This is a genomic window from Psychroserpens mesophilus, from assembly GCF_050617655.1.
In the GTDB taxonomy this organism is placed as follows: Bacteria; Bacteroidota; Bacteroidia; order Flavobacteriales; family Flavobacteriaceae; genus Psychroserpens; species Psychroserpens mesophilus_A.
In genome coordinates, this window is record NZ_JBODQC010000013.1 from 24,909 (window position 1) to 50,066 (window position 25,158).

Annotated in this window: 19 protein-coding genes and 1 pseudogene; 3 read left to right on the top strand and 17 right to left on the bottom strand. The window is 31.2% G+C overall.

Features of this window, described 5'->3' with window-relative positions; translation table 11 throughout:
- Positions 1 to 39: 39 nt before the first annotated feature.
- The 5 genes from ACRHNM_RS15310 to ACRHNM_RS15330 all read right to left on the bottom strand — a co-directional run bounded on the left by ACRHNM_RS15310 (position 40) and on the right by ACRHNM_RS15330 (position 7,451).
- Positions 40 to 2,388: a GumC family protein gene (locus ACRHNM_RS15310; protein ID WP_431137531.1), complete on the bottom strand. Its 2,349-nt coding sequence runs from the start codon at positions 2,386 to 2,388 to the stop codon at positions 40 to 42.
- A 10-nt stretch (positions 2,389 to 2,398) separates the two neighbouring features.
- Positions 2,399 to 3,211 (bottom strand): polysaccharide biosynthesis/export family protein, encoded by an 813-nt coding sequence (locus tag ACRHNM_RS15315; RefSeq protein WP_431137532.1) that lies wholly within the window; start codon positions 3,209 to 3,211, stop codon positions 2,399 to 2,401.
- 24 nt (positions 3,212 to 3,235) lie between these two features.
- A complete protein-coding gene (locus ACRHNM_RS15320; RefSeq protein WP_431137533.1) occupies positions 3,236 to 5,128 on the bottom strand; it encodes a polysaccharide biosynthesis protein in 1,893 nt (630 codons plus the stop codon).
- Positions 5,125 to 6,249, bottom strand: coding sequence for an aminotransferase class I/II-fold pyridoxal phosphate-dependent enzyme (locus ACRHNM_RS15325; protein WP_431137534.1), 1,125 nt, complete (start codon positions 6,247 to 6,249; stop codon positions 5,125 to 5,127). Before ACRHNM_RS15325 ends, ACRHNM_RS15320 begins: the two co-directional genes overlap by 4 nt.
- A gap of 197 nt (positions 6,250 to 6,446) precedes the next feature.
- Complete coding sequence (locus ACRHNM_RS15330) at positions 6,447 to 7,451, bottom strand: polysaccharide deacetylase family protein (RefSeq protein WP_431137535.1); 1,005 nt, start codon at positions 7,449 to 7,451, stop codon at positions 6,447 to 6,449.
- Between the two features lie 126 nt (positions 7,452 to 7,577).
- Here ACRHNM_RS15330 and ACRHNM_RS15335 point away from each other — a divergent pair, with 126 nt between their 5' ends.
- A complete protein-coding gene (locus ACRHNM_RS15335; RefSeq protein WP_431137536.1) occupies positions 7,578 to 8,825 on the top strand; it encodes a GNAT family N-acetyltransferase in 1,248 nt (415 codons plus the stop codon).
- Here ACRHNM_RS15335 and ACRHNM_RS15340 read toward each other — a convergent pair.
- Genes ACRHNM_RS15340 through ACRHNM_RS15355 form a run of 4 tightly spaced genes read right to left on the bottom strand, consistent with a single transcriptional unit; the run spans position 8,822 to position 12,728 of the window.
- Positions 8,822 to 9,844 carry an ATP-grasp domain-containing protein gene (locus ACRHNM_RS15340; RefSeq protein ID WP_431137537.1) on the bottom strand — a complete coding sequence of 341 codons (1,023 nt, stop codon included), beginning with the start codon at positions 9,842 to 9,844 and terminating at the stop codon, positions 8,822 to 8,824. The genes ACRHNM_RS15335 and ACRHNM_RS15340 overlap by 4 nt on opposite strands.
- Positions 9,845 to 10,465, bottom strand: coding sequence for a sugar transferase (locus ACRHNM_RS15345; protein ID WP_431137549.1), 621 nt, complete (start codon positions 10,463 to 10,465; stop codon positions 9,845 to 9,847). It abuts the gene before it with no gap.
- Positions 10,466 to 10,467: 2 nt separating this feature from the next.
- Entirely contained in the window at positions 10,468 to 11,616 is a 1,149-nt protein-coding gene (locus tag ACRHNM_RS15350; protein WP_431137538.1) for a glycosyltransferase family 4 protein, read from the bottom strand.
- Positions 11,616 to 12,728 carry a glycosyltransferase gene (locus ACRHNM_RS15355; RefSeq protein WP_431137539.1) on the bottom strand — a complete coding sequence of 371 codons (1,113 nt, stop codon included), beginning with the start codon at positions 12,726 to 12,728 and terminating at the stop codon, positions 11,616 to 11,618. The genes ACRHNM_RS15350 and ACRHNM_RS15355 overlap by 1 nt, the downstream gene beginning before the upstream one ends.
- A gap of 594 nt (positions 12,729 to 13,322) precedes the next feature.
- Here ACRHNM_RS15355 and ACRHNM_RS15360 point away from each other — a divergent pair.
- Positions 13,323 to 14,291, top strand: coding sequence for a methyltransferase domain-containing protein (locus ACRHNM_RS15360; RefSeq protein ID WP_431137540.1), 969 nt, complete (start codon positions 13,323 to 13,325; stop codon positions 14,289 to 14,291).
- A gap of 116 nt (positions 14,292 to 14,407) precedes the next feature.
- Here the strand turns inward: ACRHNM_RS15360 and ACRHNM_RS15365 are convergent, their stop codons facing one another.
- The 8 genes from ACRHNM_RS15365 to murJ form a co-directional block, all read right to left on the bottom strand.
- On the bottom strand, positions 14,408 to 14,572 hold the full coding sequence (locus ACRHNM_RS15365; RefSeq protein WP_431137541.1) for a DUF2334 domain-containing protein: 165 nt from the start codon (positions 14,570 to 14,572) through the stop codon (positions 14,408 to 14,410).
- Entirely contained in the window at positions 14,553 to 14,720 is a 168-nt protein-coding gene (locus ACRHNM_RS15370; protein WP_431137550.1) for a hypothetical protein, read from the bottom strand. Before ACRHNM_RS15370 ends, ACRHNM_RS15365 begins: the two co-directional genes overlap by 20 nt.
- The gene (locus ACRHNM_RS15375) at positions 14,692 to 15,768 is read right to left on the bottom strand and encodes a glycosyltransferase (protein ID WP_431137542.1); all 1,077 of its coding nucleotides are present in this window, start codon (positions 15,766 to 15,768) and stop codon (positions 14,692 to 14,694) included. The genes ACRHNM_RS15370 and ACRHNM_RS15375 overlap by 29 nt, the downstream gene beginning before the upstream one ends.
- A 42-nt stretch (positions 15,769 to 15,810) precedes the next feature.
- Positions 15,811 to 16,878: a glycosyltransferase gene (locus tag ACRHNM_RS15380; protein WP_431137543.1), complete on the bottom strand. Its 1,068-nt coding sequence runs from the start codon at positions 16,876 to 16,878 to the stop codon at positions 15,811 to 15,813.
- Between the two features lie 6 nt (positions 16,879 to 16,884).
- On the bottom strand, positions 16,885 to 18,498 hold the full coding sequence (locus ACRHNM_RS15385; protein ID WP_431137544.1) for a glucosamine inositolphosphorylceramide transferase family protein: 1,614 nt from the start codon (positions 18,496 to 18,498) through the stop codon (positions 16,885 to 16,887).
- A gap of 102 nt (positions 18,499 to 18,600) precedes the next feature.
- A complete protein-coding gene (locus ACRHNM_RS15390; protein ID WP_431137545.1) occupies positions 18,601 to 19,326 on the bottom strand; it encodes a hypothetical protein in 726 nt (241 codons plus the stop codon).
- A 144-nt stretch (positions 19,327 to 19,470) separates the two neighbouring features.
- Complete coding sequence (locus tag ACRHNM_RS15395) at positions 19,471 to 20,577, bottom strand: O-antigen ligase family protein (RefSeq protein WP_431137546.1); 1,107 nt, start codon at positions 20,575 to 20,577, stop codon at positions 19,471 to 19,473.
- 19 nt (positions 20,578 to 20,596) lie between these two features.
- Complete coding sequence (murJ, locus tag ACRHNM_RS15400) at positions 20,597 to 21,949, bottom strand: murein biosynthesis integral membrane protein MurJ (protein WP_431137547.1); 1,353 nt, start codon at positions 21,947 to 21,949, stop codon at positions 20,597 to 20,599.
- 426 nt (positions 21,950 to 22,375) lie between these two features.
- On the opposite strand from murJ, the pseudogene ACRHNM_RS15405 reads away from it, so the two are divergent.
- Positions 22,376 to 25,158, top strand: a pseudogene (locus ACRHNM_RS15405) (hypothetical protein); the annotation flags it as partial.

Below are 25,158 nucleotides of genomic sequence, written 5' to 3' on the forward strand. Positions count from 1 at the left end.
TAAAAAAGCCACAACGATCAAGTTTGTGGCTTTTTTTTATTAAATAATTCCGAATTTTTTCTTCTTACGTTGTGGGTTGTTTCCATAACCGTAACCATAGCCTTTCTTTTTAATAGTACCATTTAAAAGTACAGCCATGTTAGGCAAACGTTTTTCATCATAAAGAGTTTGTGCAATATGTAATTGTCGTTTGTCTATATTATTAACGCTTACCACATATACAAACATATCTGCATGATCGCTTATTAATAAAGTATCTGTAACTAAACCTACTGCAGCTGTATCTACAATGATATAGTCATAATTTTCTTTTGCAGTCTTAAAAAGCTCATTAACCCGATTACTCATAAGCAATTCGGCAGGATTAGGAGGAATAGTTCCAGATGGAATAACATCTAAAAACTCATTGTCTTTTAATTTTACCGTAACATCTTTTATGTTTAGAGATTTGTCTGAAATATAATCGGTCAAACCTTTATTCGCTTTGATATCCAAATAATCATTGACTCTTGGAACTCTAATATCTGTTTCTATTAATAATACTTTCTTTTCAGAATAAGAAAAAGATTTTGATAAGTTGGTAGAAGTATGTGATTTTCCTTCCTGAGCAGTTGTTGAAGTAACAAACAATGTTTTACAACTGCTGGCGTTATCTTGAAGCATAAAATTAATATTCGATCTAATAATTCTAAACGCTTCTGCTTTAGGAGAATAATCAACTTTTTTAACCATAAGTTGTTTCTTATCAGATTTAGGGATATCTCCTAAATATGGAATATTCAATACTGATGCCAGATCTTTTTTAGATTCAATTTTTGTATTTAAAAGTTCTTTAGTATAAATTAAAGATAATGGAATTGCTAAGCCTAAAATTAATGAAGCTAGATATACAATAGTCTTTTTTGGTGTCACAGGATCAACAGTTACGTAAGCATGATCAACTATTTTTGCATTAGGAGAAGACATGCCTTGAGAAATTGCGGTTTCTTCGCGCTTTTGTAATAAGTAGAGGTAAAGTGATTCTTTTATATCTTGTTGACGCTTGACATCTCTAAATTGTCTTGCTTTTCCAGGAGCTGAATATATTTGAGAACTTATTCTTGCATCTTCTTGATTTAAGGAATTTAAGGTGATGGCATTAGCCGACTTAATATTATCTAAACTTTGATTTAAGTTTTGTTTTAAAGCATTAATTTGTTGGTTTAAATTAATAACTGTTGGGTTTTTTTCAGTTGAATTCTTTAAAATACGATCACGTTGGAGAACCAGTTCGTTGTGACTTTTAGTAATTTGCATAACTGAATTATCAGCTATACCAACATCAGCAGGAAGAAGATCACTATCAGACTCATTATTATTCAAGTGATCTTTCATGTAATCGATTAGTTGAATTTGATTAGATGTATTTATAATTTTAGCATCATTGGCTTTTTCACTTTGTAAGAAGATATCTGCTTGAGATGCTAAAGCTGTCAATCTGTTATTTTTTTGAAGGGTTTCGGCAGTAAAATCTACTTGTTCCAATTCATTTGAAACGACATTGAGTCTGTTGTTTATAAAATCTGAAGTAGCCTTAACTATTTTTTCTTTATCTTCAATAACATCATTATTATATTTTTCAACCAGCTTATCCAAGATTAAAGCTGCTTTTTGTTTGATACTTTCTTTAAGGTTGATTTTTATTATATTAGAACCTTTTTCATTAGATATTTTAAACTTACCTTGATACTGTTCTACAACATTTTTAATATTTGATAATTTAATTTTTATACCAGTTCCAGGCTTTACAGCAAATTTTCCAGTATTTGGAGTAATTATAAAATCTCCAAAGCCAGAAGTTATTCGGTCTCCAAAAGCATACTCTTTAGCGTTAGAACTTTCAATATCAAAAAGTTCACTACCTTCTTCGTTAGAAAGTGTAAATTTAGTTGCAGATTTAACTTTTAAATGAAATGTGGTGTCCACAGTATTAATGAGTGAGTCGCTTTCAAAAAAGTTAAGAATAACGGGTGGATTTTTATAGACTTCTTGCTCTTTAATTTTTCCTTTTACGTAGTATTTTATGTTCAGTTTTAAATCTTCAACGACTTGTCTGATTAAATTTCTTGATTTAATTATTTCTATTTCGTCGGTTATATTGCTAAAATCTGATGAAAACATTCCATAATCCTGTAGTGCAGACAATTCTGGCATTGCCTTAGATTGTTTTTCACTGTTTATTTTAATTATGGCAGTAGCTTGATATTGGTAATCAGCATATCTCAGGTAAAGAAAAGCAATACCTATGGCCAAGACTAAACAAAATAAAATAAACTTCCATTTAGAAACGAATAAATCGACGTTGTTTCTAAGTTCGTTTTGTAAATTGTTTGATTTATTGGAGCTCATAATGCTAAACCTATTTATTTGAATTGATAATGATAGCCGTAATGGTTGCTAAAGTAGCCACTGCAGAAATGATGACACCCGTATTTTGGTTGTATGCCGATTGACGAACTTTTGCATTGTTTGGTTCAACATAAATAACATCATTTTGCGATAAATAATATACAGGTGAATTTACGACGTTAATAGATCTTAAATCGAGTTTCGCATACTTCTTTTTACCATCTACTTCACGAATTAAAAAGACATTATCTCTTTTTCCATAGATAGATAAATCACCAGCTAAGCCTAGAGCTTCCGCTAGAGAAATTCGTTCATCTTGTATGGTATAGGTTCCAGGTCTGTTAACTTCACCTAAAACGGTAACTGTAAAGTTAATAAGTCTAATATTTACTATGGCATCTGTAACATAGTCTTTCAATTTTTCTTTAAGCATTTCTGTAGCTTGAGCTCTGGTAAGTCCGCCAACTTTTATAGAACCTAAAACTGGAAATTCAATATTACCCATTGGATCTACCAGATAAGTTTGTCTCAAAAGGTTACCATTTGCATTTAAATCATTTCCGTTATTAGTACTATTAGCATAAGATACAGGTGATAAATTAAAAGGCATTACAGCAGCAGGTTCGATAGAAGAAACGTCAATAGTGAGGATATCATTAGTTTTGTATGTTAATTCAAACATATTATCTAATTGGCTTTCTTCATTTAATGGTTCATCTTGAAAATAAACAATGTCTTTTCTTGAAGCACAAGATGAGGCTATCGAAAGAATTATAATTGATAAAAGTCTGGTTACATGCTTTAGGTTATAATGTTTAATCATTGTATTTTTATTTAGGAGCTTTGATTATTTCTTAGAATCTAATACTTCAAATTTTGAATTATTAGAAATATATTCTGGCAAGATATGTTTTATAAGTGATACCACTTCAAGGTTTTGAACTTTTGAATTAACGATACACAAATTAGCGATTTTTTCAGAGATATCATCAGCATCAATTTTACGAGTTTTAGCAATCATAATTTTTTCATGATAGGTAGGTTTTGTTTTTTCATCGTCTGCTAAAAGTTCTTCAAATATTTTTTCACCTGGACGTAAACCGGTTATTTTAATATCGATATCTTCAGGATAACGAAGACCAGAAAGAATGATCATGTTTTTAGCCAGGTCATAAATTTTAACAGATTCTCCCATGTCGAAAACAAAAATTTCTCCACCATTGCCCATTGTTGCTGCTTCTAAAACCAATTGACAAGCTTCAGAAATTGTCATAAAATACCTGGTGATATCTTCGTGTGTTACTGTTAAAGGACCACCAGAATCAATTTGTCTTTTAAATAATGGAATCACAGATCCGTTAGAGCCTAATACATTACCAAAACGAGTTGTTATAAATTTAGTCTGTCCTTTACCTTGGAGGCAATTTACATACAGCTCTGCAATACGTTTAGTCGCTCCCATCACATTGGTTGGATTAACGGCTTTGTCTGTAGAGATAAGTACAAATTTATTGATACCATGTTTTACGGCTAAATTAGCCATATTTCTAGTGCCACCAATATTTACACTAACAGCTTCATAAGGATTATTTTCCATTAAAGGAACATGTTTGTAAGCTGCTGCATGAAATACTATTTTAGGACGATAAATATGGAACAAACTTTCCATTCGTTTTTTATCACGAACATCAGCAACAATAGCAGTAAAGTTTTTGATTCCTTTTTGAATGAATTCTTGTTGAAGTTCATACAAAGCAGATTCGGCAGTATCAATTAGTATTAATTTTTTATAAGCATAGTTGGTTGCTTTTCTGGCAATTTCACTACCAATAGAACCTGCAGCTCCAGTAATAAAAATAATTTGATTTTCATATTCATGAACCAACGCAGGATTAACAATGGTAATGGGTTCTCTTCCTAAAAGATCTTCAATTTTTACATCTTTGATTTGTCCGACACTTAAATCTCCATCAATCCAGGTTTGTACTGGAGGGACAATTTTAACTTTTAGACCTAATTCAAAAAGAATGCTCGAAATTTCTAAAAGTCTCGAAGGTTCAATGTTTTGTATGGAAATAACGACTTCTTCAATAGCTTGTTTTTCTATGAGATCGGTTGTTATTTTCTGTAAACTATAAACATACAAAGTGTTTATTTTTTTTCCAACTTTACGCTCATTATCATCTATAAAGGCAACGACCTCATGACTGTTTTTAGGGTCATTAGTTATGGCATCGTAAGTAAGCATGCCAGAATTTCCTGCACCATAAATCATGACTCTTTTTTTGTTTTTAAAATCCTGCATAACATGGTTATACATTGATTTTATAAAGAGTTTAAAGCCAATCAGGAATAAAATGTTTAACATCAAGTGGATGTAAATTACAGATCCTGAAATATTAAAAATACTTTCATAGTGTAATTTTCTGCTAAAAAATGTGGTAACAATAAGAATGGTCGCTAAGATATTTACACCTATGATGATGTTTACTACATCTTTAAATCCAGTAAACCGAACCACACCTTTATACGAACCAACAAGTAAAAAACTTATAAATGCAGCAAGAAAAACAAATGGTATTTGCTTAAACATGACAAGAACATCAAAATCTATTTTGAAGTTAAAACGAATGATATAAGCAATCACAAAGGTAAATGCTACAACGACAAGGTCGAATAACATGACCAGCCATTTGGAGGCATATTTTTGCGATATGTTTTGAAGTTGACGTTTAATCATGCTCTAAAATACGTTTTTATTGCAGAAATAACTCTATTCAATTCATTTTCAGTTAAGTTTGAACCACTAGGCAAACATAAGCCTTTTTTAAATAAGTCGTCTGAAATACCATTTAAATAGCTTGGACAAGCTTTAAAAACAGGTTGTTGATGCATTGGTTTCCATAATGGTCTCGATTCTATATTGTGTTCTAAAAGCTTTAGTCGTAAGCCTTCTTTTATTTCTTCCGAAGGTGTTAAAATACAACTTAACCACCTGTTGGAATAATAGCCTTCAGGTTCCTCTAAAAATGTAATTTCGTCAATGTTGTTGAGTGTTGCTTTATAGGTGTCAAAATTATGACGTCTAGCGAGTACACGATCATCAAGAACTTCCATTTGACCTCTGCCAATACCAGCCAGTACATTTGATAATCTATAATTGTAACCAATTGAAGAGTGTAAATATTCTACAGCATTATCTCTGGCTTGAGTAGATAAAAAGACGGCCTTTTGCTTTATGGCTTTATCTTTTGTTATTAACGCACCACCACCAGAAGTTGTAATGATTTTATTTCCATTGAATGACAGAATTGAGATGTCACCAAAAGTTCCGCATTTTTTATTTTTATAACAACTTCCTAAAGCTTCTGCACTGTCTTCAATAACAGGAATATTAAAAGCATTGGCAATATTATGAATTTCGTCAGCTTTATAAGGCATGCCATAAAGATGAACTGCAATAATAGCTTTTGGTTTTTTTCCTTTTTTGATTCTATCTTGTAGGGCTATTTCAAGGGTTTCCGGACACATATTCCAAGTATCCTTTTCACTATCAACAAAAACAGGAGTAGCACCTTGATACACTATAGGATTGGCGGAAGCTGAAAAGGTCTTACTTTGGCAAATAACTTCGTCACCTTCTTTAACATTCAGTAAAATAAGAGCTAAATGAAGTGCAGCAGTTCCAGAACTTAAAACAGCGGCATGAGTATCTTCTTTGAGGTAGTTTTGCAGATCACTTTCAAAACCATTAACATGAGGTCCTAGAGGAGCTATCCAATTAGTATCAAAAGCATTATTGATGTAAGATTGCTCGTTACCACCCATATGAGGTGATGACAACCATATTTTAGATTCCATAATCAAAATTGTTAAGTAAGTTAATTACTATTCAATATTATCGTTAAGCGAGGGATTTGGGTTTGAACATTCAAGATGAAACAAGAACTTTCATGATAAAGATGCATTAATACGCTTTTACTTACCAAATAAACACGATAAAAAACAATTTTTCACGTTGACTTATATTAGAATTACTATGGTAAACCCTTATTTTATTATCGTGCAGCTTTGATTTTACGGGTTAATCCAGTCATAGTTTCACTTTGAAAACCGTAGGTTTCATTTAAGGATTTATAGGTTTTAAAAATTTCTTCAAGGGTGTTAAAATTTTCATCTGTCTGTGCTCCAAAGTTATGAGGATGCCACCATAAATGAAACATTTCGTTCTGTTTTGCAGCATGTGTCATGGCTCGTTTTATTCGTTTTAATTTAAAAGGTTCGAGCATTTTGAATTTATCACTATAGGCTCTAAGTAACCTACTAGATGGAAGGTTAATAACCTCATTGTCTTTGTTAATCTTAACAACGTTGTATGTGTTAGGACCTGTAACGCTCACATAAGCATCTAAAAACTTTAAGAATTTTAAAACTAGCCAGTTTTTATAAAATTTAGTGGTGTGAATATTATATATAAAGGAATTTTCTTTTCCTCTGAAAGACGTGATGCCGTGTTTTTTTAACACATTAAGCAAGGGTTGATCAGAAGACTCATGGACATCAATCATGTTTCTAGGAAAAACGAGACTTTTTATTTCTATCCCTTTAGATTTGGCAATATTTACTGCAGAATTAATATCGTCATCAAACTGCTCGACTGTTTGTCCTGGAATATGGCAATAGTAATGGCAAAATGTATGTGTTCCTATTTCATGATTGCCATTTGCCACGATTTTTTTCACGCCTGAAAGTCCGTAATGAAATGGATCTTCTTCTTCATTGTCTCCAATAGTTTCTAACAATGGGTAAGGCGAGTGTTTTTTAACATCATATGAAGGTTTATTTTTAGGAGCGTACTTTAAGAGTTCATTTTTATCAGTAGCAAATAAAAAACCAACTGTAGAAAACGTGAGTTTAACGCCATACTTATCACTCATTTCTAAAAGCCTATTAATTACATTACCAACATTTTCTAAATTTTCTCTGTATTCCTCTACAGACCTTTTGTCGAAAACACCCCAATGAATTTCATAGTCTAAAGAAATGATAAAATGACCTGTCATAGTATTGTTTATATTTGAGCCAAATGTAAATAAAATAAACAGTATATTTAAATTCTCTTAAATGATAATAACTTACCAAAAATGTTACATTTGCATTGATATTTTAAAGACTAGTTTTACAGTTCAATGAAAACCAATCCTTTTACATCATCTCAATTTGAAACGACTTGGTCTACTCATTTTAATGAAGAAAAAGATTTATTAGCTTTTGATTTTATTAAAGATGTTAAGTTTATTAAAAATTCCAGTGATGGCATTTATATTAATGCAGGAAGAAATCTTACAAAAGGAATTTTTTATGATTTAGATTATTCCAAACAAGATTATAAGAATAAAACGTTTTTAATATATGATGTGCCAGATTATTTTGGTGTAAAAGAGTTTAATCCTCCTAAGAATTCTTCACTCAGATTAAAAACAATATTTCAATATCAAGGTTTTTTAATGGATATTTCATCTTATAAAGACCAGGATGAATATATTAATGCTCAATTTAGTTCTAAAAACAGAAGAGAATTTAGGTCCAATCAAAGACGTTTAGAAACGTGTTTTGACATTACATATTCATTTATACATGGCGATATAAGTCCATCAGAATTTGAAATGTTGTTTGAGCAGTTTCATGCATTATTAAGTAAGCGATTTGCAGATAAGCAAACAAACTATCATCATTTAAGTCCTAAAAAATGGAATTTCTACAAAGACTTAGTGTATAAAATGGTACATAGTAAACAAGCCTCGCTACTTGTCATATATAACGGAAAACACCCTATAGGAATTACACTTAATTTTCATTCTGAAGATATTCTTTTTGAGACCATAACAGTTTTTGATCCAGATTATTACAAATTTAGTATTGGTAAAACTTCTATTGTAAAGTTACTGGAATGGTGTTTTGAAAATAATTATAAAATTTCAGATTTTTCTAAAGGTGATTTTGTTTACAAGCACAAATGGAGCAATCTGGTTTATGATTTCAATTATCACATTTTATATGACTCAAAATCAGTTGCTTCAGTTTTAAAAGCAACGTATGCCGAACTCTATTTTAAATTAAAACTGTTCTTAAGACGACGAAAAGTAAACGAACTTTATCGTAAATATAAATTCTTATTAAAAGGAGGGAGTTCTGAAAATAATTCTGACACGCATCAAAACTTTAAATTTGAAAAGCTTGATGACTTTAATCCTTCTGAGACCTTTAATCAAATAGATTTCAAATCTGAAGCGTATCTTTTTTTATTACAATTTGTATATACCTTTTTATTTGCTAATCCAGAACCAGAATCCAACATCAAGGTTTACAAGCACAATTCTAAAAACGAATATGTAATCTCTGGAACTAAAAAAGCTCAGAAAATCATCTTTATTTAGGATTTTTTTATCTCTAACATTCTATCGCATTTAGAAAATAACTTTCCTGCTTTATATTGGTTAAATTTTGAAACCTCTGTGTTGCCTTTAAGCCATTCAATATAGATTGCAGCAGTATTAATTCCTGCTTCATGTGAGAACGGATAACCTCCTCCAAATCTGGGGTTTAGTTCTAAAACATAAAGTTCGTCATTGGCCATAAATACATCACAGTCTAAACTGCCAATATGCCCTAAATGTTTAGAGATGATTTCACCAATATAATCAAATCGTTTATCAATAACAGAGATAGCTTTGTCGGTTTCACCAGAACGCATATTAACTTTTTCTCTAACAAACGTGCCATAATAATTGCCATTGAAATCATTTACGATATCCATTCCAAATTCTTTACCATCCATTTTCTGCTGAATAAGAATAGCATTGTTAAGATCTTGTTCACTTGCTGTGTTAAGAATGGATTTTTTTAATTTTATGTGCTGAAGTTTATACGCTAAATCTAACTCTTCTTCAGATTCTGGAAAATCTATTCCAATAGAAGCACTTCCCCAACGAGGTTTTACAACCAGAGGATAGTTAAGTTTTCCTTCAGCTATGGCTTGCTTTACTGTTTTAAGAGTTGTATAGGTGAGTGGTGTTTTTAGTCCGATATTTGAAATAAAATTGAATGTTTTAACTTTATCAAATGCGATATCAATGACTTTTTCACTTGAGATTATGACTTTAGCACCAGTAGTTTCTATGTCAGCTTTATGCTTAGATAGTATAGGGAGTTCGAGATCGTTTAAAGAAATGATGGCATCAATGTGATGTGTGCTAACACTGTTTTTTAAAGCCATAATATAGGAATCGTCATAAATACTTGGAACTACAATAGCCACATCGGCATCAACCATTGCAGGAGCAGAGATACTCATGTCTGCAGCAAATATTTTGCCCTGACCTTTAATCGCTTCTTTAAAATAATTAATTAAATAATTACGTCGACCAGCACAGGTAAAAAGTAAATTTAGAGCCATTTAGTTATTTTGATTTGTTTCTGTACCCATAAAATCGGGTACTATATCATTATCTACACTATAAATACCATCTTTTTTGAAAACTTTATAGATGGTTAAAAATATAATTTTTATATCTAATGCAAAAGAAAGGTTATTGACATACCAAACATCATACTCAAACTTTTGTTCCCAACTAATAGCGTTTCTCCCATTAACCTGAGCCCAACCTGTAATTCCTGGTTTGATATTATGTCTTTGTTTTTGAAACGCATTATATCGAGGTAAATACCTAATTAATAAAGGTCTAGGACCAATAAGGCTCATGTCGCCTTTAATAACATTGAGCAATTGCGGAATTTCATCTAAAGAGTACTTTCTAACAAAAACACCAGTCTTAGTCAAGCGTTCAGAAGGCGGAAGCAGCTCACCATTAGCATCCGTTTTGTCATTCATAGTTTTGAACTTGATAATTTTAAAAATCCGTTCATTTTTTCCAGGTCGCTCTTGAAAAAAGAAAGCACTTCCATTATTTTTTATGAGTAATACCATCCAAACTATTATAAAAACAGGAAAGGCGAGGAGGAAGCCAATTGTAGCTGTAATCAAGTCTAAAAGACGTTTTATGACATTCTTATAAATCTTCATGATTTTAAAGTTTGATATAATTTTAAAATTTCATTCCAGACAAATTCCTGTTTATAACGATTTATAATTCTGTTGCGGGAATTTGTAATCATGGCTTGGCGCTTTTCAGGAAAATCAATCATAAATTGCATGGCCTTTTCTAAGGCTTTAGCATCCTTAACTGGAATTATCAGACCATTGACATCATGTTCTATAATTTCATTACAGCCATTTATATTTCCAACGATACAAGGTAATTCCATACAGCTTCCTTGTAATACGACATTTGGAAACCCTTCACGATAACTAGGAAAAGCAAGTACATGTGATATTGCAACATATGGTCTGATGTCTTTTTGAACACCAACAGCAAGAATTTGTGTATTGGTTTTTATAGAATCTTCAGTTTCAGGCAATAAAGGGTCTAAATGATTTTCTCTAGGACCAACTAATAAGAGTTTGCAATTTTTATTACTTTCAGATAATGAATTGAAAGCCAACACTAATTCATTAATACCTTTATCTTTTACTATGCGTCCAATAAAAATAAAAACAATATCATCTTCAGAAATGTTTAATTCGTCTTTTAGATTAGTTTTTACGTCTTCGGGAACTAAAGCCGTATCATAGTGTTCGGTATTAATTCCGTTTGAGCTTCCATTGCCAATAACCTTGAGTTTATCAGGTGTTGTAAACTTATGGTCTAAAATAATTTGTTCTAAGCCAAAAGAGTTTGGAAGAATAAGGGTTGCGCAGCGATACGTAAATTTTTCAACAGCATTTAATAATTTACGTTTATTCCCTGTTGCTTCGAGTAAGGGCAAACCAGCAATAGTATGCAAGCGGTGAGGAACTCCAGCTAATTTTGCAGCTAACATGCCTACAGTTCCTGCTTTTGGAGTATGTGTATGAACGATAAAAGGTTTTTCTGATTTAAAAAATGTGTACAGTTGATAGACGGCTTTTAAATCTTTAAAAGGCGTTATGGTTCTTGTCATTTCTACGACATGAGTTCTGATGCCTTCATTTTGTCTTACTTCAGCTAAAGCGTCTCCATCTCCTGAAACTCCAATGACTTCGTAATGATTGCTCATAAAACGATGCTGACCTCTTAAAAGGGTTCTTAACGAAGAAGGAACTGTTGTTATCCTGATAAGCTTTTGCATTATTGATGGTTGATTTGATTAAGCATCGTATGTATGAAATTATCAATTGATCTGGATTCAATATAATCGTTAAAATACAAATCTCTGTATGCTTTCGTATTTGTAAGTGCGTTTTTCATGGTATTGCTCAAAGCAGAAACATTGTGTGTTTCACACGTGAAAACCCCTTTTATATTTGCAATTTCTCCTGCACATTTAGTGCTTACTACAGTATTGTTTTGCGACATCATTTGCAATAATACATTAGGAAATCCTTCAATCCTAGAGGAGACTACACAAAGTTTGGCCTGATTAAAAATAGGATATACATTTTTGACATAACCATACAAAATAACACGATTTTGAAGATTAAGCGATGCAATTTGATGTTTTAGTTTTTGTGTTTCATCTTCAGTTCCAATGCCAAGAATAACAAGTTTTAAAGACTTGTCTTCTAAAGTGTTAAATGCATCTATAAGAAGGTCAAACCCTTTTTCAGGAATAAAGCGTCCAGCTGCAACTATAAAGTTGTCTATTTCAAAATCTATAGTTCGATTAGCCTTAGTTGTAATTTCATTTAGGTTAACAGGATTGGGAATAACAACAACTTTGTTCTTTTGCTTTAGCCAAGGTAGCGCTTCTAAAAGTTGTTGTTTCATTAGGTCAGTCTGACAAATAATTAAGTCTGCCTGTCTATAACCTATTACATAAGCAGTTTTGTAGAGTAGGAGTTTAAAGCCTTTAAATCTTAAGAATATTGAAGTTGATTCACGTAAAACGAGTTTGGTGTGCTTTAAAGTTTTAGTGAGTTTCAGAAATCCCAGTAAACCGTTAATCAATGCCTGCGAACTAATGGCATGTTTGATATGGTTTGTTTTCTTTAAGGTACTAATGTATTTAGCTGCGCTGAAAAACCCTTTATATACAGAAGTATTATCGAGGTACACAATGTTGCATTTGTCTTCTAAAGATTCCCATCCATGATGCTTTTTCTTTACCAAAAAGATTACAGTACACTGTTTACCTTTAGTGATAAAATAATTGATGATTGTAAATAAAACCTGCTGAGCTCCACCACCAATAAGGTCATCAGGAAGTACAAAAAGCCAGTCTATTTCATCTTTATTAGTCATAAGGCTTTAATTTCATCTTTGTATGTAATGTATTATTAGTTTTCACTGGTTTTGAAAGAAAATAAGATTAAACCTAAGTAATTTTATCATAAAAGAAGGAAATAATATAAACTTGACATACAGAATTTAGATTTTTGTAAAGTAAAAGGTGAAGCATTTAGTGTGTAATATGTTTATTTATAGTGTCTTATAAGGTAATTTTGTATATGAGTTGAAAAGGTACAAGTTATCGAATTTTTTGTATTTCAGATGAATTTATAGAAGAAATGACATGGACTCTCAGTTAAAACATCATTAAAAATCAATAATTACATAAAACATATGGTAAAAAACTAAATTAAATCATAACTAATTTGTAAATTTTGTTGCGTTTAGACCTTGAAAACACCTTTAAAATAAAATTCATTACATTACAATCATATTCTAGTGATCTCGTATCTAATAACGATACAATTATGAGTATTAACTATAAAGTTTGTACCCTAACACTATTAAAACTTAAAGACAACGATAACAATTATTATAGTTCTTATTGGCTTTTATCACAGTAGTTGCATTTATAATTTGAACCAGCACTAATTTAAAAATTTAGGTATGAAAATAAAATACTTCTTAAAAGGTTACTTAAAAGGAAAATTGAGAAAAGTCTTTCTGTTTTTAGTTAAACATTCGTCTTTATTTAGAAGGTATTTATTAAATCATGAGAGGGTTGGAGGTAATAGTCTTTATTGTTATAGAGTTTGGATGAAGCATTTAAAATACTGGTCACGTGTTAATGATAAAGTACCTCAAGTAGTTGTAGAATTTGGTCCAGGAAAATCTTTAGGAGTTGGTTTGTCTGCCTTATTATCAGGCTCAGAAAAACTATTTGCTTTAGAGAAAAATCAGTATTGGAATATTGAAAACAACGTCAAAGTTTTTGATGAATTAGTGGAATTATTTAAGGCTGAAACCAAAACGGAAACCATAAGTTCAAAATTTGATGAAACACCTAATAAAACTTTAGATTTTCCTTCAGATATTTTAACCAAGCTACATTTGTCAGATTGTTTAAAAGAAGAAAGAATAAATAACATTCGTAAGGAACTTTTTGATCCTTTTAATCAAGAAAACAGTTATGTCATTTCTTTAATTCCCTGGGAAAAAACTAATGTCATACAAGAGAATACTGTAGACTATATTATTTCGCATACAGTTTTACAGCATATAGATAATTTACCATTTGCCTATACTGCAATGAATAGGTGGTTGAAACCAGGAGGCTGTATTTCTCATAAAATTGATTTTAAATCTATGAATAGAACCAAGCTATGGAATGAACATTGGACGCTTAGTAAATTAGAATGGGATATTGTCACAGGTCAGTCGTTCGTAATAAACAGAGCACCATTATCTTCTCATTTAAAACTCATAGAAGCTAATAATTTTAAAATTATTTATGATAGACGAAATTCTAGTAAAAATGAATTCAAAAGAGAAGATTTAGCTGATAATTTTAAACACCTTGACGATGATGATTTGACCACCAGTGGATATTACTATTTTGCGCAATTACAACAGTGAACGTCCTTGATAACACGTTGTATTTTATTTGTACAATGTTGTGCGTAAACCACACCACAGTTGTAAAGTATCTAAATTTAAGTTTACAGAATTAGTTTTTAAGCCATTTTCTACACTTAAAAATTGCCAACACTTATAGTAGTTATGTTGCTTTCTACTTTTAAGGCTATTAACGTATTTAAATCAAAAGTATGTGAAGGCGCAACCCAAATATTTGTTTCAATGTTGTTTTTCTTAAAAATCTCAATACCCTTTTTTATTTTATCTAAAATTAAAAACAACAGTACATGTTTTATTATGCTTTATGAAATAGTTGATAATGATAAAAAGTGCTTGCTGTGCACCACCACCAATTAAATCGTCGGGAAGTACAAAAACCCAATTTGTAGCTTGTTTTGCATTATGAAGTAATGAGGTTAATGAATACATCTTCATATTGTGCTATGATATGTTCTGGACTAAATTTTTTCATAACAGATGTTATGATTTGATGTTTGTCCATTGGATTTGTTTTCAAATCTATCAATTTATTTTTCAATTCGATTTCAGAATTTACCAAATAGCCATTTATACCATCTTCAACAATCTCTGAAGTGCCACCTAGACAGTGATAAGCAATTACAGGTGTGCCAACTGCACAACTTTCAAGAAGTGCGTTAGGAAAACCTTCAGCATAAGAGCCTTGAATAAATACAGAACTGTTCATTAAATATTTAGGTACTTCGTTAGTGAAATCTATCCATATAATCTTATCCTTAAGATCTAATTCATTTGCTTTATCTACAATTGCATTTTTAAATGTGCCCTTTCCAATTATCGTGTAATTAAACTCATAGTCTAATTTACTAAGCGCTTCAAGAATTCTACAATGTCCTTTTTCCTCATGTAATCTTCCAACAGTAATATAATTAGGTTTTGATAAGGTAGAATTTTTAATTTCTGATGCAAATACTTTTGTAATTGGGTTATTTACCACAACAATTTTTTTCTTTACCTGTGGATGCATCTCTATTAATTCACTAGCCATATCTTTAGATTGACAAACGATTAAATCAAGTAACTTATAACTTTGTTTGCTCAATACTTTTCCAAGAAATGAAGGCATTTCATTATGGTATTGTCGACTTACTTTTTTAATATTAGCTTCTCTAGACACAAATTTAGTCTTTCTAAAAAAGTATGATTGTAATACTGTAACCATTGTAAGATGAGCAATAGAAGTCATCACAATATCAGGCTTAAAAGATTTTATGGCACTAAAAATTCCAGTTATTCCACGAAGGACACGGCTTTTATTTAAAAATTCGGTGTCAATATTATTAAAAGAATACGCAGCCTTTTTCTGATATCCAATAATTAGAAGTTTAGGTTCAAATTTAGTTTTGTCTAAATGTTGAGCAATAAAAGAAACCACACGTTCTGCACCTCCAGGCCTGAGAGAAGGTAAAATAAATAATATTTTTATTTTATTACCCATTCAGTTTATAAAGTCAGAATTAGTTTTGTCAAACATAAGTTTTTATTTTAAGGTAGATTGGTAAATTTCTAGATGTTTTAAATACACACTATCGATATTAAAAACAGATTTAGCTTCTTCGTACAATGTTCTAGCTTTTTTTATAGCTTCATCATAATTTTCTATCATAGATATCATTTGTTTTGGAAATAAATTCACATCACAAACTGTGGCATTAGACTTATTTAAAAAATCAGGAATACTACCAACAGGAGTAGATATTATAGGCAATTTAGAAGCTGCAGCTTCAATAATAGCTACTGGCATACCTTCCCATAATGATGGAAGGATTAAACAATGTGCTACATCAATAACTGTTTTAATATCGTTTACAAAACCCAAAAGTTTAAAATGTGTTTCAAGATTATTTTTAGCAATTGCATCAATTAATTGTTGTTTCATTATGCCATCACCAGCAACATGGATTACAAAATTTGTTATGTTTTTGTTTTTTAATTGATTAGCGATTGTAATCAAAGCTAACGGGTTTTTAGGTGTACTTAAGCGTCCTAAAAACAAAAACACAAATGGTTTAGATGGACTTGGAATTCTTTCTTTTTCTGGATTAAAATTTAAAAAATCGACTCCATTAGGTATCACGACACTATTTTTTAAGTACCATTTTTTTGAGTTAACACTAAAAATTATATCCTTTTTTCTAAATGGTTTCGCTAGAAATAAAATCCATCGCCTACTTACTGAAGCTACTTTGTTTGTATGCATCGTATAAGTAATAGGTATGTTTTTATACTTTATACGATACATTACAGCTAGGAGACCACTATGAAATTGATGACAATGAAAAACTACGTTTTCATGATCTTTTATGATATTGTGAAGTTTATTTAAGCCTTTGGTTAATGTTGAGTTTCTAAAGGAAGAAATATTCAAAAAATGAACTTCAATCCCTTCTTTTAAAAATTTATCTTCTAAAGTATTAAGTTCAGTAACCGAAACAACAATTGTTTTTATACTAGAATTACTTCGTTTTGCAAATTGAAACACCATTTGTTCTAGGCCACCACCTCCTAAACTACCTGTTATATGAACTATTGTTATTGGTTTTTGCATTATAGTTTAGCGTTTTCTTTTAATTTTTGCATCCATGACAGTCAAATCTCCTGAAGCGTTTATCGTATGCGTTGAGAACATATCTTTACTCCAATCTGGATATATGGTTTGTTTTAAACGCTCTTTATAAGTTGCAGTGTTTAAGCTTGTTATTTCATTGATTTTTATGCCATAACCATAATGTTTTGTACAGTCTTGAGCTGGTCTAAACATACAATTTTCAGATTCATAAATATGACCTGCAGGTCTCGCACAACTTTTATCAGTGACAATCGGATTTTGTTTATGAGCAATCCAATGATCACTTAATAAGCTATCTGAATAAAACAAATGTAATTCTCCAGAGGTTTTGATTCCGTTAAATTCTTCAATGTTAGTAAATAGCCAGTATGTATCATCATGTTTAAACAGTGTGGAATCAACAGCTTTAATGTTATTCATGATAACTTTTTCTAATTCCCATTTATAAGGAAACGCTATGCACTTATACAATTCTATGGTATTATTGCCCATAGTTTCCGGTAACATATACAATTCACCATTATCTTCAGCTAAAAAAGGATAGGAGAGATGATAGGGTCGTTCTATAACGGTTTCTGGAGACTTATAATTTCCATCTTTATCCATTTCAATGACAGCAATTTTACCATAAGGTTCACTAAATAGCAACTCTTCAATAAAAATATAGTAGGTGTCTTTCCGTTCTATTACGAAGGGATCTGCCCAAATTCGGTCTTTTGGTGGCAGAATTCTTTTAAAATTATGGAATGATTTAGGACGTTTTTTATCTGAATTTATTTGAAAAAGAAGAATCCACTGTTCAAAATACGAACGTCTTTCGATAATACCTTTGAATGCTTTCCAATACAATTTTGAAACCGCTTTTATCGTTTGAAAATTACTTGGAAATTTATAGTCCTGATGTTTCTGAATTTTAGAATTAGAATATTTATCTAACCATTTTTTGAAGAATTCATCAGGTTCAGATTCATATAATTCTTTAATCATTCTTGGAAGCATATGGGCAGCTTCCCAATAGATTGTATTAGCGTGTCTGTTACAATATAATTTATCGTTTGAAAATGAAGTTTCATAAATAACAGAATCCTCATTTACAATAGTTCCATTTATATGAAGTGAAACTTTAGTGTCTATTTGATTTTCAAAAAGCTCATAAACTCCTACAGGACCTTTTCTTTCTTTTGTGTAATCACCAAAATAATAAGACCATATGCCATACTTGACATGTTGTAATAGTTGTTTTGGAATGGGATTTTGGTCTAATTGAACGATTAAGTCCAGCTGTTTTAAATCTTCTGTTTCGATAGTTAAACTCGAACGTTCTTTACAATTGTCTAAAATCGAATTTAGATTTTTTTTGATTAAAGCGTCTGGATTAGGTTTATGAATTTTGTTTTCTATTGCTCTGAACACAGAATAAGAAATCTGATTGATTTTAGAACTAAAAGCTGTGTTTTGTTCTGAAAGAATTTCATTTTTAATAACTAATACAATTTCAGCATATTCAGAATGTATTAACGACTCAATACAACTGAATGACCAAGAGGATAAGTTATTACTTTCTAGAAGTAACCCAATTCTTAATTTATGTTTAGTCATTTTATTTTCTGTATCTGACACCTATTTGCTTCAAATAATATCGTTTAAAATTTTTATCTGTTTCGTATTTTTCATAAGAACTGAAACCTGTATAAAATGCCCTTATTTTAATTTAGGTTTATAAAAATATTGAAATAAGTAAGTGTCATGATCTGTAGGTTTCAACAGTAAAAAATATAAATACCATACAAAGTAACCAAGTACAACCATTTCTCCACCATCTTCTAATAAAACAATAAAAAGTAATGTGTAACGGTTGTGATTTATAAATTCATGAAGCATATCTACACCTATCCCAAAAAACAAGAATACGGCAAATAACAACCCTAAATCAATAGCTGTTTTCCTATATTTCTTATCTCCATAATAATAACCTCCTACTAAAAAAAAGAGAAGGATTGAGCCAAAAATGGCAACATAAGTTAGTTCACCTAAATCTTGTGCTCTCAAACCAAACATAGGTACGTAATTGAATTTTTCAGTTGCCCAAGATCCAAACCGTTCATGGAATTTCATTGAGTCATCCAACAGCATTAACACAAATAACAGGAGCCATGAAACATAACCCATTTTTTTGGTTTTAATAAGCAATTTTATAAGTATAATGATCCCAATGACAAACTGTAAATACTGAAACATTTCAGGGTAACCATCATCATTATTTAAATAAAAGGGAGCAATTGACCAACCAAGTTCTATTCTTTTAAAGACTAAAAACACAAACAAAGCGTGTAGCAGGATAAACAGTATATCAATACTTAACAATATTTTAAGCAGCCTGTTTGCTTTAGGAATACTAAAATGTTGTTTGAAAAATCGAAAATTCATTTCATTTTCTATTGGTTTGAAAGATAAATGTATGACATAAAAATAAAACAAGAGTTTTATTGCCAAAAATTCGATAAAACGCCAATTTTCTTCCTTGATAAAGAGACTTCAGTAAATTTGTTGGTTGAACTACAATTGTAATATTTAGCCTTGATTTTTTAGGTGATCGATTTCCTCAGTTTCATTTTCGATAACTCTAAGATATAACCATATAGAAACAAAGGTCACATGGTGTATGGTATCAAAATTATGATTTGTTAATCCTACAATAACCAAGCCGATAGCCAATAGACACTCGTAAGGTTTTGTCCTAAAGGTTTTAAAGCTTTTAAATAGCATGTAGAAGTAGATGCCCACAAAAATTAAAAAAGGAATTATTCCGCTTTCTCCAATAACTCTAAGGTAGTTGTTATGTACGCCAACTTCATATATATTGTCACTTTTAAAGGATTCATAACCATTACCAACAATAGGAGAATCAAAAATTAAATCATAGTAATTTGACCATGTTTCTGTTCTAGAATCATTATTTACAGAACTATCAATTTTTCCTTCTCCAAAAGCACTATCTAGTAAATTGAGTCTATCGGTGTTAAGGCTTAAGGTACTTGAGATGCTTAATAATAGGAATATGGCTAAAAAGCCAGCAACAAATATACTGACGTTTTTACGGTTTTGAAAAGTAGAAATAAGAATTATAATGACCCATAATAATATAAAAGTTCTAGAAAAGGTTAGTGCTCCACAAAATGTAAAAAACAACAAAGAGATATATTTCCATTTATCCTTTTTTATAGAAAATGTCAATATAACTCCAATAAGACAAGCAAATCCAGCAGCATTTGGATCTAAAAAGAATCCGCTGTACCTGCCATAATCCATAGGAAAAAAGATAGCATTTATTAGGATGCTTGAAACAGCAATTATGAATAATACTAATAACTCTTTAACTGTGGTTCTTCTGGCTAACTCAGCACCACAAACTATGATTATTACATATTTTATAAAATCTATATAATAATATTTTTCATCAGGAACATATACCAAACCAGAAATGACATAATACAGCAAGGCAAATATTATAAATGGCCATGGCAAAGCATGTTTTTCATTAATTGCGTAAAAAAAGATTAATAACGAAAGCGTTAAATAACTAAACACACTCCCCATACTGTCACCAAAGTTTAGTAATATAACTCCAGGGATATTACAGACCAGTAGAATAGAAATGATGTAACGAAGTATTTTCATGTCATGGTTAGCAGTTTTCTTAACTGGTTATGATTGCTTTTTGTTCTTTATTTAGATGACTAATATAGCCGTATAAAATTAAACTATTTACAATAACAACTGCAGATGTTGCCAGAGCTAATCCGTAAACTCCAATATGTTCTATTAAGAAATAATTAAAAGTGATATTTAAGACCAAACAAATTACAGCAGCCAAAACCATAAATCTATTTTTATTAATAGATTCTAAAAAACGTACCATAATAATTGTAGTGATGTATGCAGGTATTTGAATCAGGTATAATTGCTGTATACCAGAAACGATTACGGTATCGTCACTTGTAAAAGCATTTCTTTCAAATATTAAAGCAATTAGAGGAGATGATAATACAATCAATATTATAGCAATGGCACTGCTTCCAATAAGTAAGAATTTTAAAATTCGTTTTAGTTCAGAAAACGCTTTATCACGATTTTCAATTACTTTTTTTGAAAAGTAAGGCAATAAAACATTGCCAAGTGCTAAAGTGACTAGTCCTATGGCAAACATTGGAATCTTTACACCATAATTAAGCGCAGCGATAGAACCTATAATAAGTTGTGCAGCAAAATATTGATCGATTATGGGATTAATTCCTGTTAAAATATTTGCAGAAAGTTTTGCTGGTAGCTGAATGAATAACTCTTTAATGTTTTTTGATACAAAATCAGGAATTCCAAGTTTAATAATTTTCTTTTTTAAGGTTACGGTTAATAAAAATAAAAAATTGAGAATGCTTCCAATCAATGTTCCTTTTGCTAAAACCAAATTACCCAATTCTTCTTTAAAGAAGAAAAGACATATCATTATAGTAATAGGCGTAAACACAGAATTCATTGAAGAAAACATGAATTCATCATAAATGGTTAATAATCCGTTTAGCATTGAAGATAATCCCCAAAATATCATACAAGGAATTATGCAGTAAAATTGAACTTTAATCAACGCATAGTAACTTTCAGAATGACCAGAAAAGAAGGTTTCAAGATAAACATCTGTAAATAGAACAGCAATCAAGCAAAAAACTAAAGCAACTGCAATAGTAACTAAAAAGCATGTGGTTTGAAATGCTCTGATGTTTTTACCACTATTTAATTCTATAACATAATTAGGTATGAATACACTTTTAAAACCACCAAGAAATACATTACTCATAAAACCAGGTATAAGTATGGCTATATAAAAAGTATCTACAAGCTCAGACAAACCAAAACTGTCGGCTATAGCAGCTTCTTTTAAGAAGCCCAAGACTTTAACACATAAAGTGACTACACCAACAATTATAATATTTGTAATCGTTGGGTTTTTTAAACTTGTTCTTACAAACTTAATTAAGTCAAACTTTGGAATCAATTGATAGTTTTATTTACATAAAAAAGGATGTTTCTAAAACACACCTAATTATATTTTGTATTGCGAAAATAATTTTTTTTTTCTTTTACTCAGTATCAAACGAAACAGTTTAGACTAAACGAATTTAAATTGGTACGAAATACATTATTACAGTCAAATCTTCTTTCTTAAAATTTTTCTAAACCATAAAAAAATATGTTAAAGTTTACTTCAAAACATCTTTTTTATGCATTTGGTCGTACTTATAATATTGTTAATCGATTTTTTATTTAAAAAAATTACCAGTTTAAAACAGATATCACTGTATTTGTAAGAAAAATATTTCTTTTTTAAGCATTACATCGAATAATTATTACTTTAAACGTTAAAATAAAACAATTATTTATAGATTGCCCTAATAATTAGTGCCCCAAATATTAATAGCAAATGAAAACCCTAAATCCCCAATGCCAATTTATTGGTAGTAAACATTATAGTGTTTACTTTTTATTGAGCTTATTTTTACTTTGTATTAGTAATTATTCTTTTTCACAACAATTAGCATTTCCATCTGCAGAAGGCTTTGGGAAATATGCTAGTGGTGGACGAGGAGGACAAGTTATTAAAGTTACAAATCTTAACGATTCTGGAAGTGGTAGCTTTAGAGCAGCTCTAGATGCTTCAGGAGCAAGAACTATTGTTTTTGAAGTTGGAGGTACAATCAATCTCAACTCAAACATATATGTCGATAACGGAAATTTAACCATAGCTGGTCAAACTGCTCCAGGTGATGGTATTTTAATTAGAGGCGGAATGGTTCAATTTGAAGCATCTAACATTATTGTCAGATATATGAGATTTAGGTCTGGTCAAGATGCTGGTTTTGACTCTGATGCAGTTAGTTTAACTGCCTGGTCTGGAACTGTTGTTGAGAATATCATATTTGATCATTGTTCGTTTAGTTGGGGAGATGATGAGAATTTCAACATGAGAGGCGTTAGTGGTGGTATTTTAAGAAATATTACAATTCAAAATTCAATTATAGCAGAAAGTACATATGCCATGTTAACATGGGCAGGAGTATATAATGTTAGTGTATATAGAAATTTATTTGCTTTAAATTCTGAAAGAAATATTAGAAGTAATTACCCAGTGTCTGATGAATTAGACTTTGAAATGATTAATAACTTAGTTTACGGATTTAGAGTGGCAACTAAGCCAAGTTTAGGAGTTAAATTCTCTGTATTAAATAATCACTACAAATTGTCTTCTCAAGTAAACCCTATTAATAGTGCAGTAGTTGATGCTTCATCTTCTGGAGGTGGTACAGCTTCTGAAACTCATGCTTATATATCTGGTAATATTAAGCCTAATAGTATGAGTGTAAATGATAGTGCGTTAAATCCGTATTTAGAATCTACGGCATACGAATCCTCTGGTATAACACCAATCCCAGCTTCTTCATTAGAATCTACTTTGCTTCCAACTTTAGGTTGTAGCTATCCTACAAGGGATAGTGTAGATGAAAGAATTGTAAATAGTTGGATTAATGGGAATGGAGTCACAGCAACAGGAGTTGGTGCTGTTTATCCTGTGATAGGAAATGGACTAGCTTTAGTTGATACTGACAATGATGGTATGCCAGATACTTGGGAATCAAACAATGGTTTAAATATAAATAATGCTTCCGATAGAAATATTGTTCAGCCTGATGGATATACAAATCTAGAATATTATCTAAACTTTATGACTTTAAATTCTGGTTCTAATCAAGTCAATGCAGGAGATGATGTTTCAATATGTGAAGGTGAAACAACAACATTAACAGCTACTGATGCAGATTCTTATGTATGGACACCAGGTAACATTTCAGGTGATTCAATAGATGTAAACCCTACATCAAACACAACTTATACAGTAACTGGAACACATTCAGATGGCAGTACTACAACAGACACGGTAGTTGTAACTGTTAATTCTACACCTGTTGCTGATGCTGGAAATGACATTGAAATATGTCAAGGTGCTTCAGTAATATTAACGGCTTCAGGTGGAACAAGTTATTTATGGAATACAACTGAAACGTCTGAAAGTATCACAGTTAGTCCTGATACAACGACTACCTATAGCGTAGTAACTTTTGAAAACGGATGTGCTAGTGAATCTGAAGAAGTGACTGTAACTGTTAATCCTTTACCAAGCGTTGATGCTGGATTAGACTTGACTATAAATTATGGCGAATCTATCGTGCTAACTGCTGAAGGAGCAGATTCGTATGAATGGAGTACAGGAGAAACCACTCAAAGTATTACGGTTAGTCCAACAATTGAAACAACTTACACGGTCACAGGAACAACTGGCACTTGTGAAAATACAGACTCCATAACGGTTTTTCTTATCGGCAACGAAGTCGTTGCCAACGCAGGAAACGATCAAACGATTTGCAATGGATTACAAACTACGCTAACCGCTACAGGAGGAGCTGCTTATGTTTGGAACACTGGCGAAACAACTGCCAGTATTAATGTAAATCCAACAAATACAACGACATATATAGTAACAGTTTTTGATGCTACTGGAACTATTTCAGATACAGATGAAGTCGTGGTTACTGTTAATGCTTTACCAGGTATTGATGCAGGATCAGATATAACAATTACAGAAGGCGAAACGACAACACTAACAGCTTCAGGAGCTCAAACTTACCAATGGAGCACAGGAGAAACCACAGCCAGTATAGATGTGAATCCGGTAAACACAACAACTTATACAGTTACAGGATATGTAAATGGTTGTGAAGCTACAGATGAAATTTTAGTGACTGTTCAAACAGATACAGTAACTGCAAATGCTGGTACAGATGTTAGCATCTGTGAAGGTGAAAGTATAATACTGACTGCAAGTGGCGGAGCAACTTACCAATGGAATACAGGAGCAACAACCTCAAGTATCGAGGTTAGTCCATCCTCAACAACCACTTATACAGTGACCGCTTTTAATGCTTTAGGAACAAGTTCAGACACAGATGAAGTCGTGGTTACTGTTAATGCTTTACCAGGTATTGATGCAGGATCAGATATAACGATTACAGAAGGCGAAACAACGACACTAACAGCTTCAGGAGCTCAAACTTACCAATGGAGTACAGGAGAAACCACAGCCAGTATAGATGTGAATCCTGCAATTACAACGACTTATACAGTTACAGGATATGCAAATGGTTGTGAAGC

Excerpts from the sequence above, each read along its gene's own strand:
- ACRHNM_RS15310 (WP_431137531.1), bottom strand. The coding sequence starts at position 2,388 with ATGAGCTCCAATAAATCAAACAATTTACAAAACGAACTTAGAAACAAC.
- ACRHNM_RS15315 (WP_431137532.1), bottom strand. The coding sequence starts at position 3,211 with ATGATTAAACATTATAACCTAAAGCATGTAACCAGACTTTTATCAATT.
- ACRHNM_RS15320 (WP_431137533.1), bottom strand. The coding sequence starts at position 5,128 with ATGATTAAACGTCAACTTCAAAACATATCGCAAAAATATGCCTCCAAA.
- ACRHNM_RS15325 (WP_431137534.1), bottom strand. The coding sequence starts at position 6,249 with ATGGAATCTAAAATATGGTTGTCATCACCTCATATGGGTGGTAACGAG.
- ACRHNM_RS15330 (WP_431137535.1), bottom strand. The coding sequence starts at position 7,451 with ATGACAGGTCATTTTATCATTTCTTTAGACTATGAAATTCATTGGGGT.
- ACRHNM_RS15335 (WP_431137536.1), top strand. The coding sequence starts at position 7,578 with ATGAAAACCAATCCTTTTACATCATCTCAATTTGAAACGACTTGGTCT.
- ACRHNM_RS15340 (WP_431137537.1), bottom strand. The coding sequence starts at position 9,844 with ATGGCTCTAAATTTACTTTTTACCTGTGCTGGTCGACGTAATTATTTA.
- ACRHNM_RS15350 (WP_431137538.1), bottom strand. The coding sequence starts at position 11,616 with ATGCAAAAGCTTATCAGGATAACAACAGTTCCTTCTTCGTTAAGAACC.
- ACRHNM_RS15355 (WP_431137539.1), bottom strand. The coding sequence starts at position 12,728 with ATGACTAATAAAGATGAAATAGACTGGCTTTTTGTACTTCCTGATGAC.
- ACRHNM_RS15360 (WP_431137540.1), top strand. The coding sequence starts at position 13,323 with ATGAAAATAAAATACTTCTTAAAAGGTTACTTAAAAGGAAAATTGAGA.
- ACRHNM_RS15370 (WP_431137550.1), bottom strand. The coding sequence starts at position 14,720 with ATGTATTCATTAACCTCATTACTTCATAATGCAAAACAAGCTACAAAT.
- ACRHNM_RS15375 (WP_431137542.1), bottom strand. The coding sequence starts at position 15,768 with ATGGGTAATAAAATAAAAATATTATTTATTTTACCTTCTCTCAGGCCT.
- ACRHNM_RS15380 (WP_431137543.1), bottom strand. The coding sequence starts at position 16,878 with ATGCAAAAACCAATAACAATAGTTCATATAACAGGTAGTTTAGGAGGT.
- ACRHNM_RS15385 (WP_431137544.1), bottom strand. The coding sequence starts at position 18,498 with ATGACTAAACATAAATTAAGAATTGGGTTACTTCTAGAAAGTAATAAC.
- ACRHNM_RS15390 (WP_431137545.1), bottom strand. The coding sequence starts at position 19,326 with ATGAATTTTCGATTTTTCAAACAACATTTTAGTATTCCTAAAGCAAAC.
- ACRHNM_RS15395 (WP_431137546.1), bottom strand. The coding sequence starts at position 20,577 with ATGAAAATACTTCGTTACATCATTTCTATTCTACTGGTCTGTAATATC.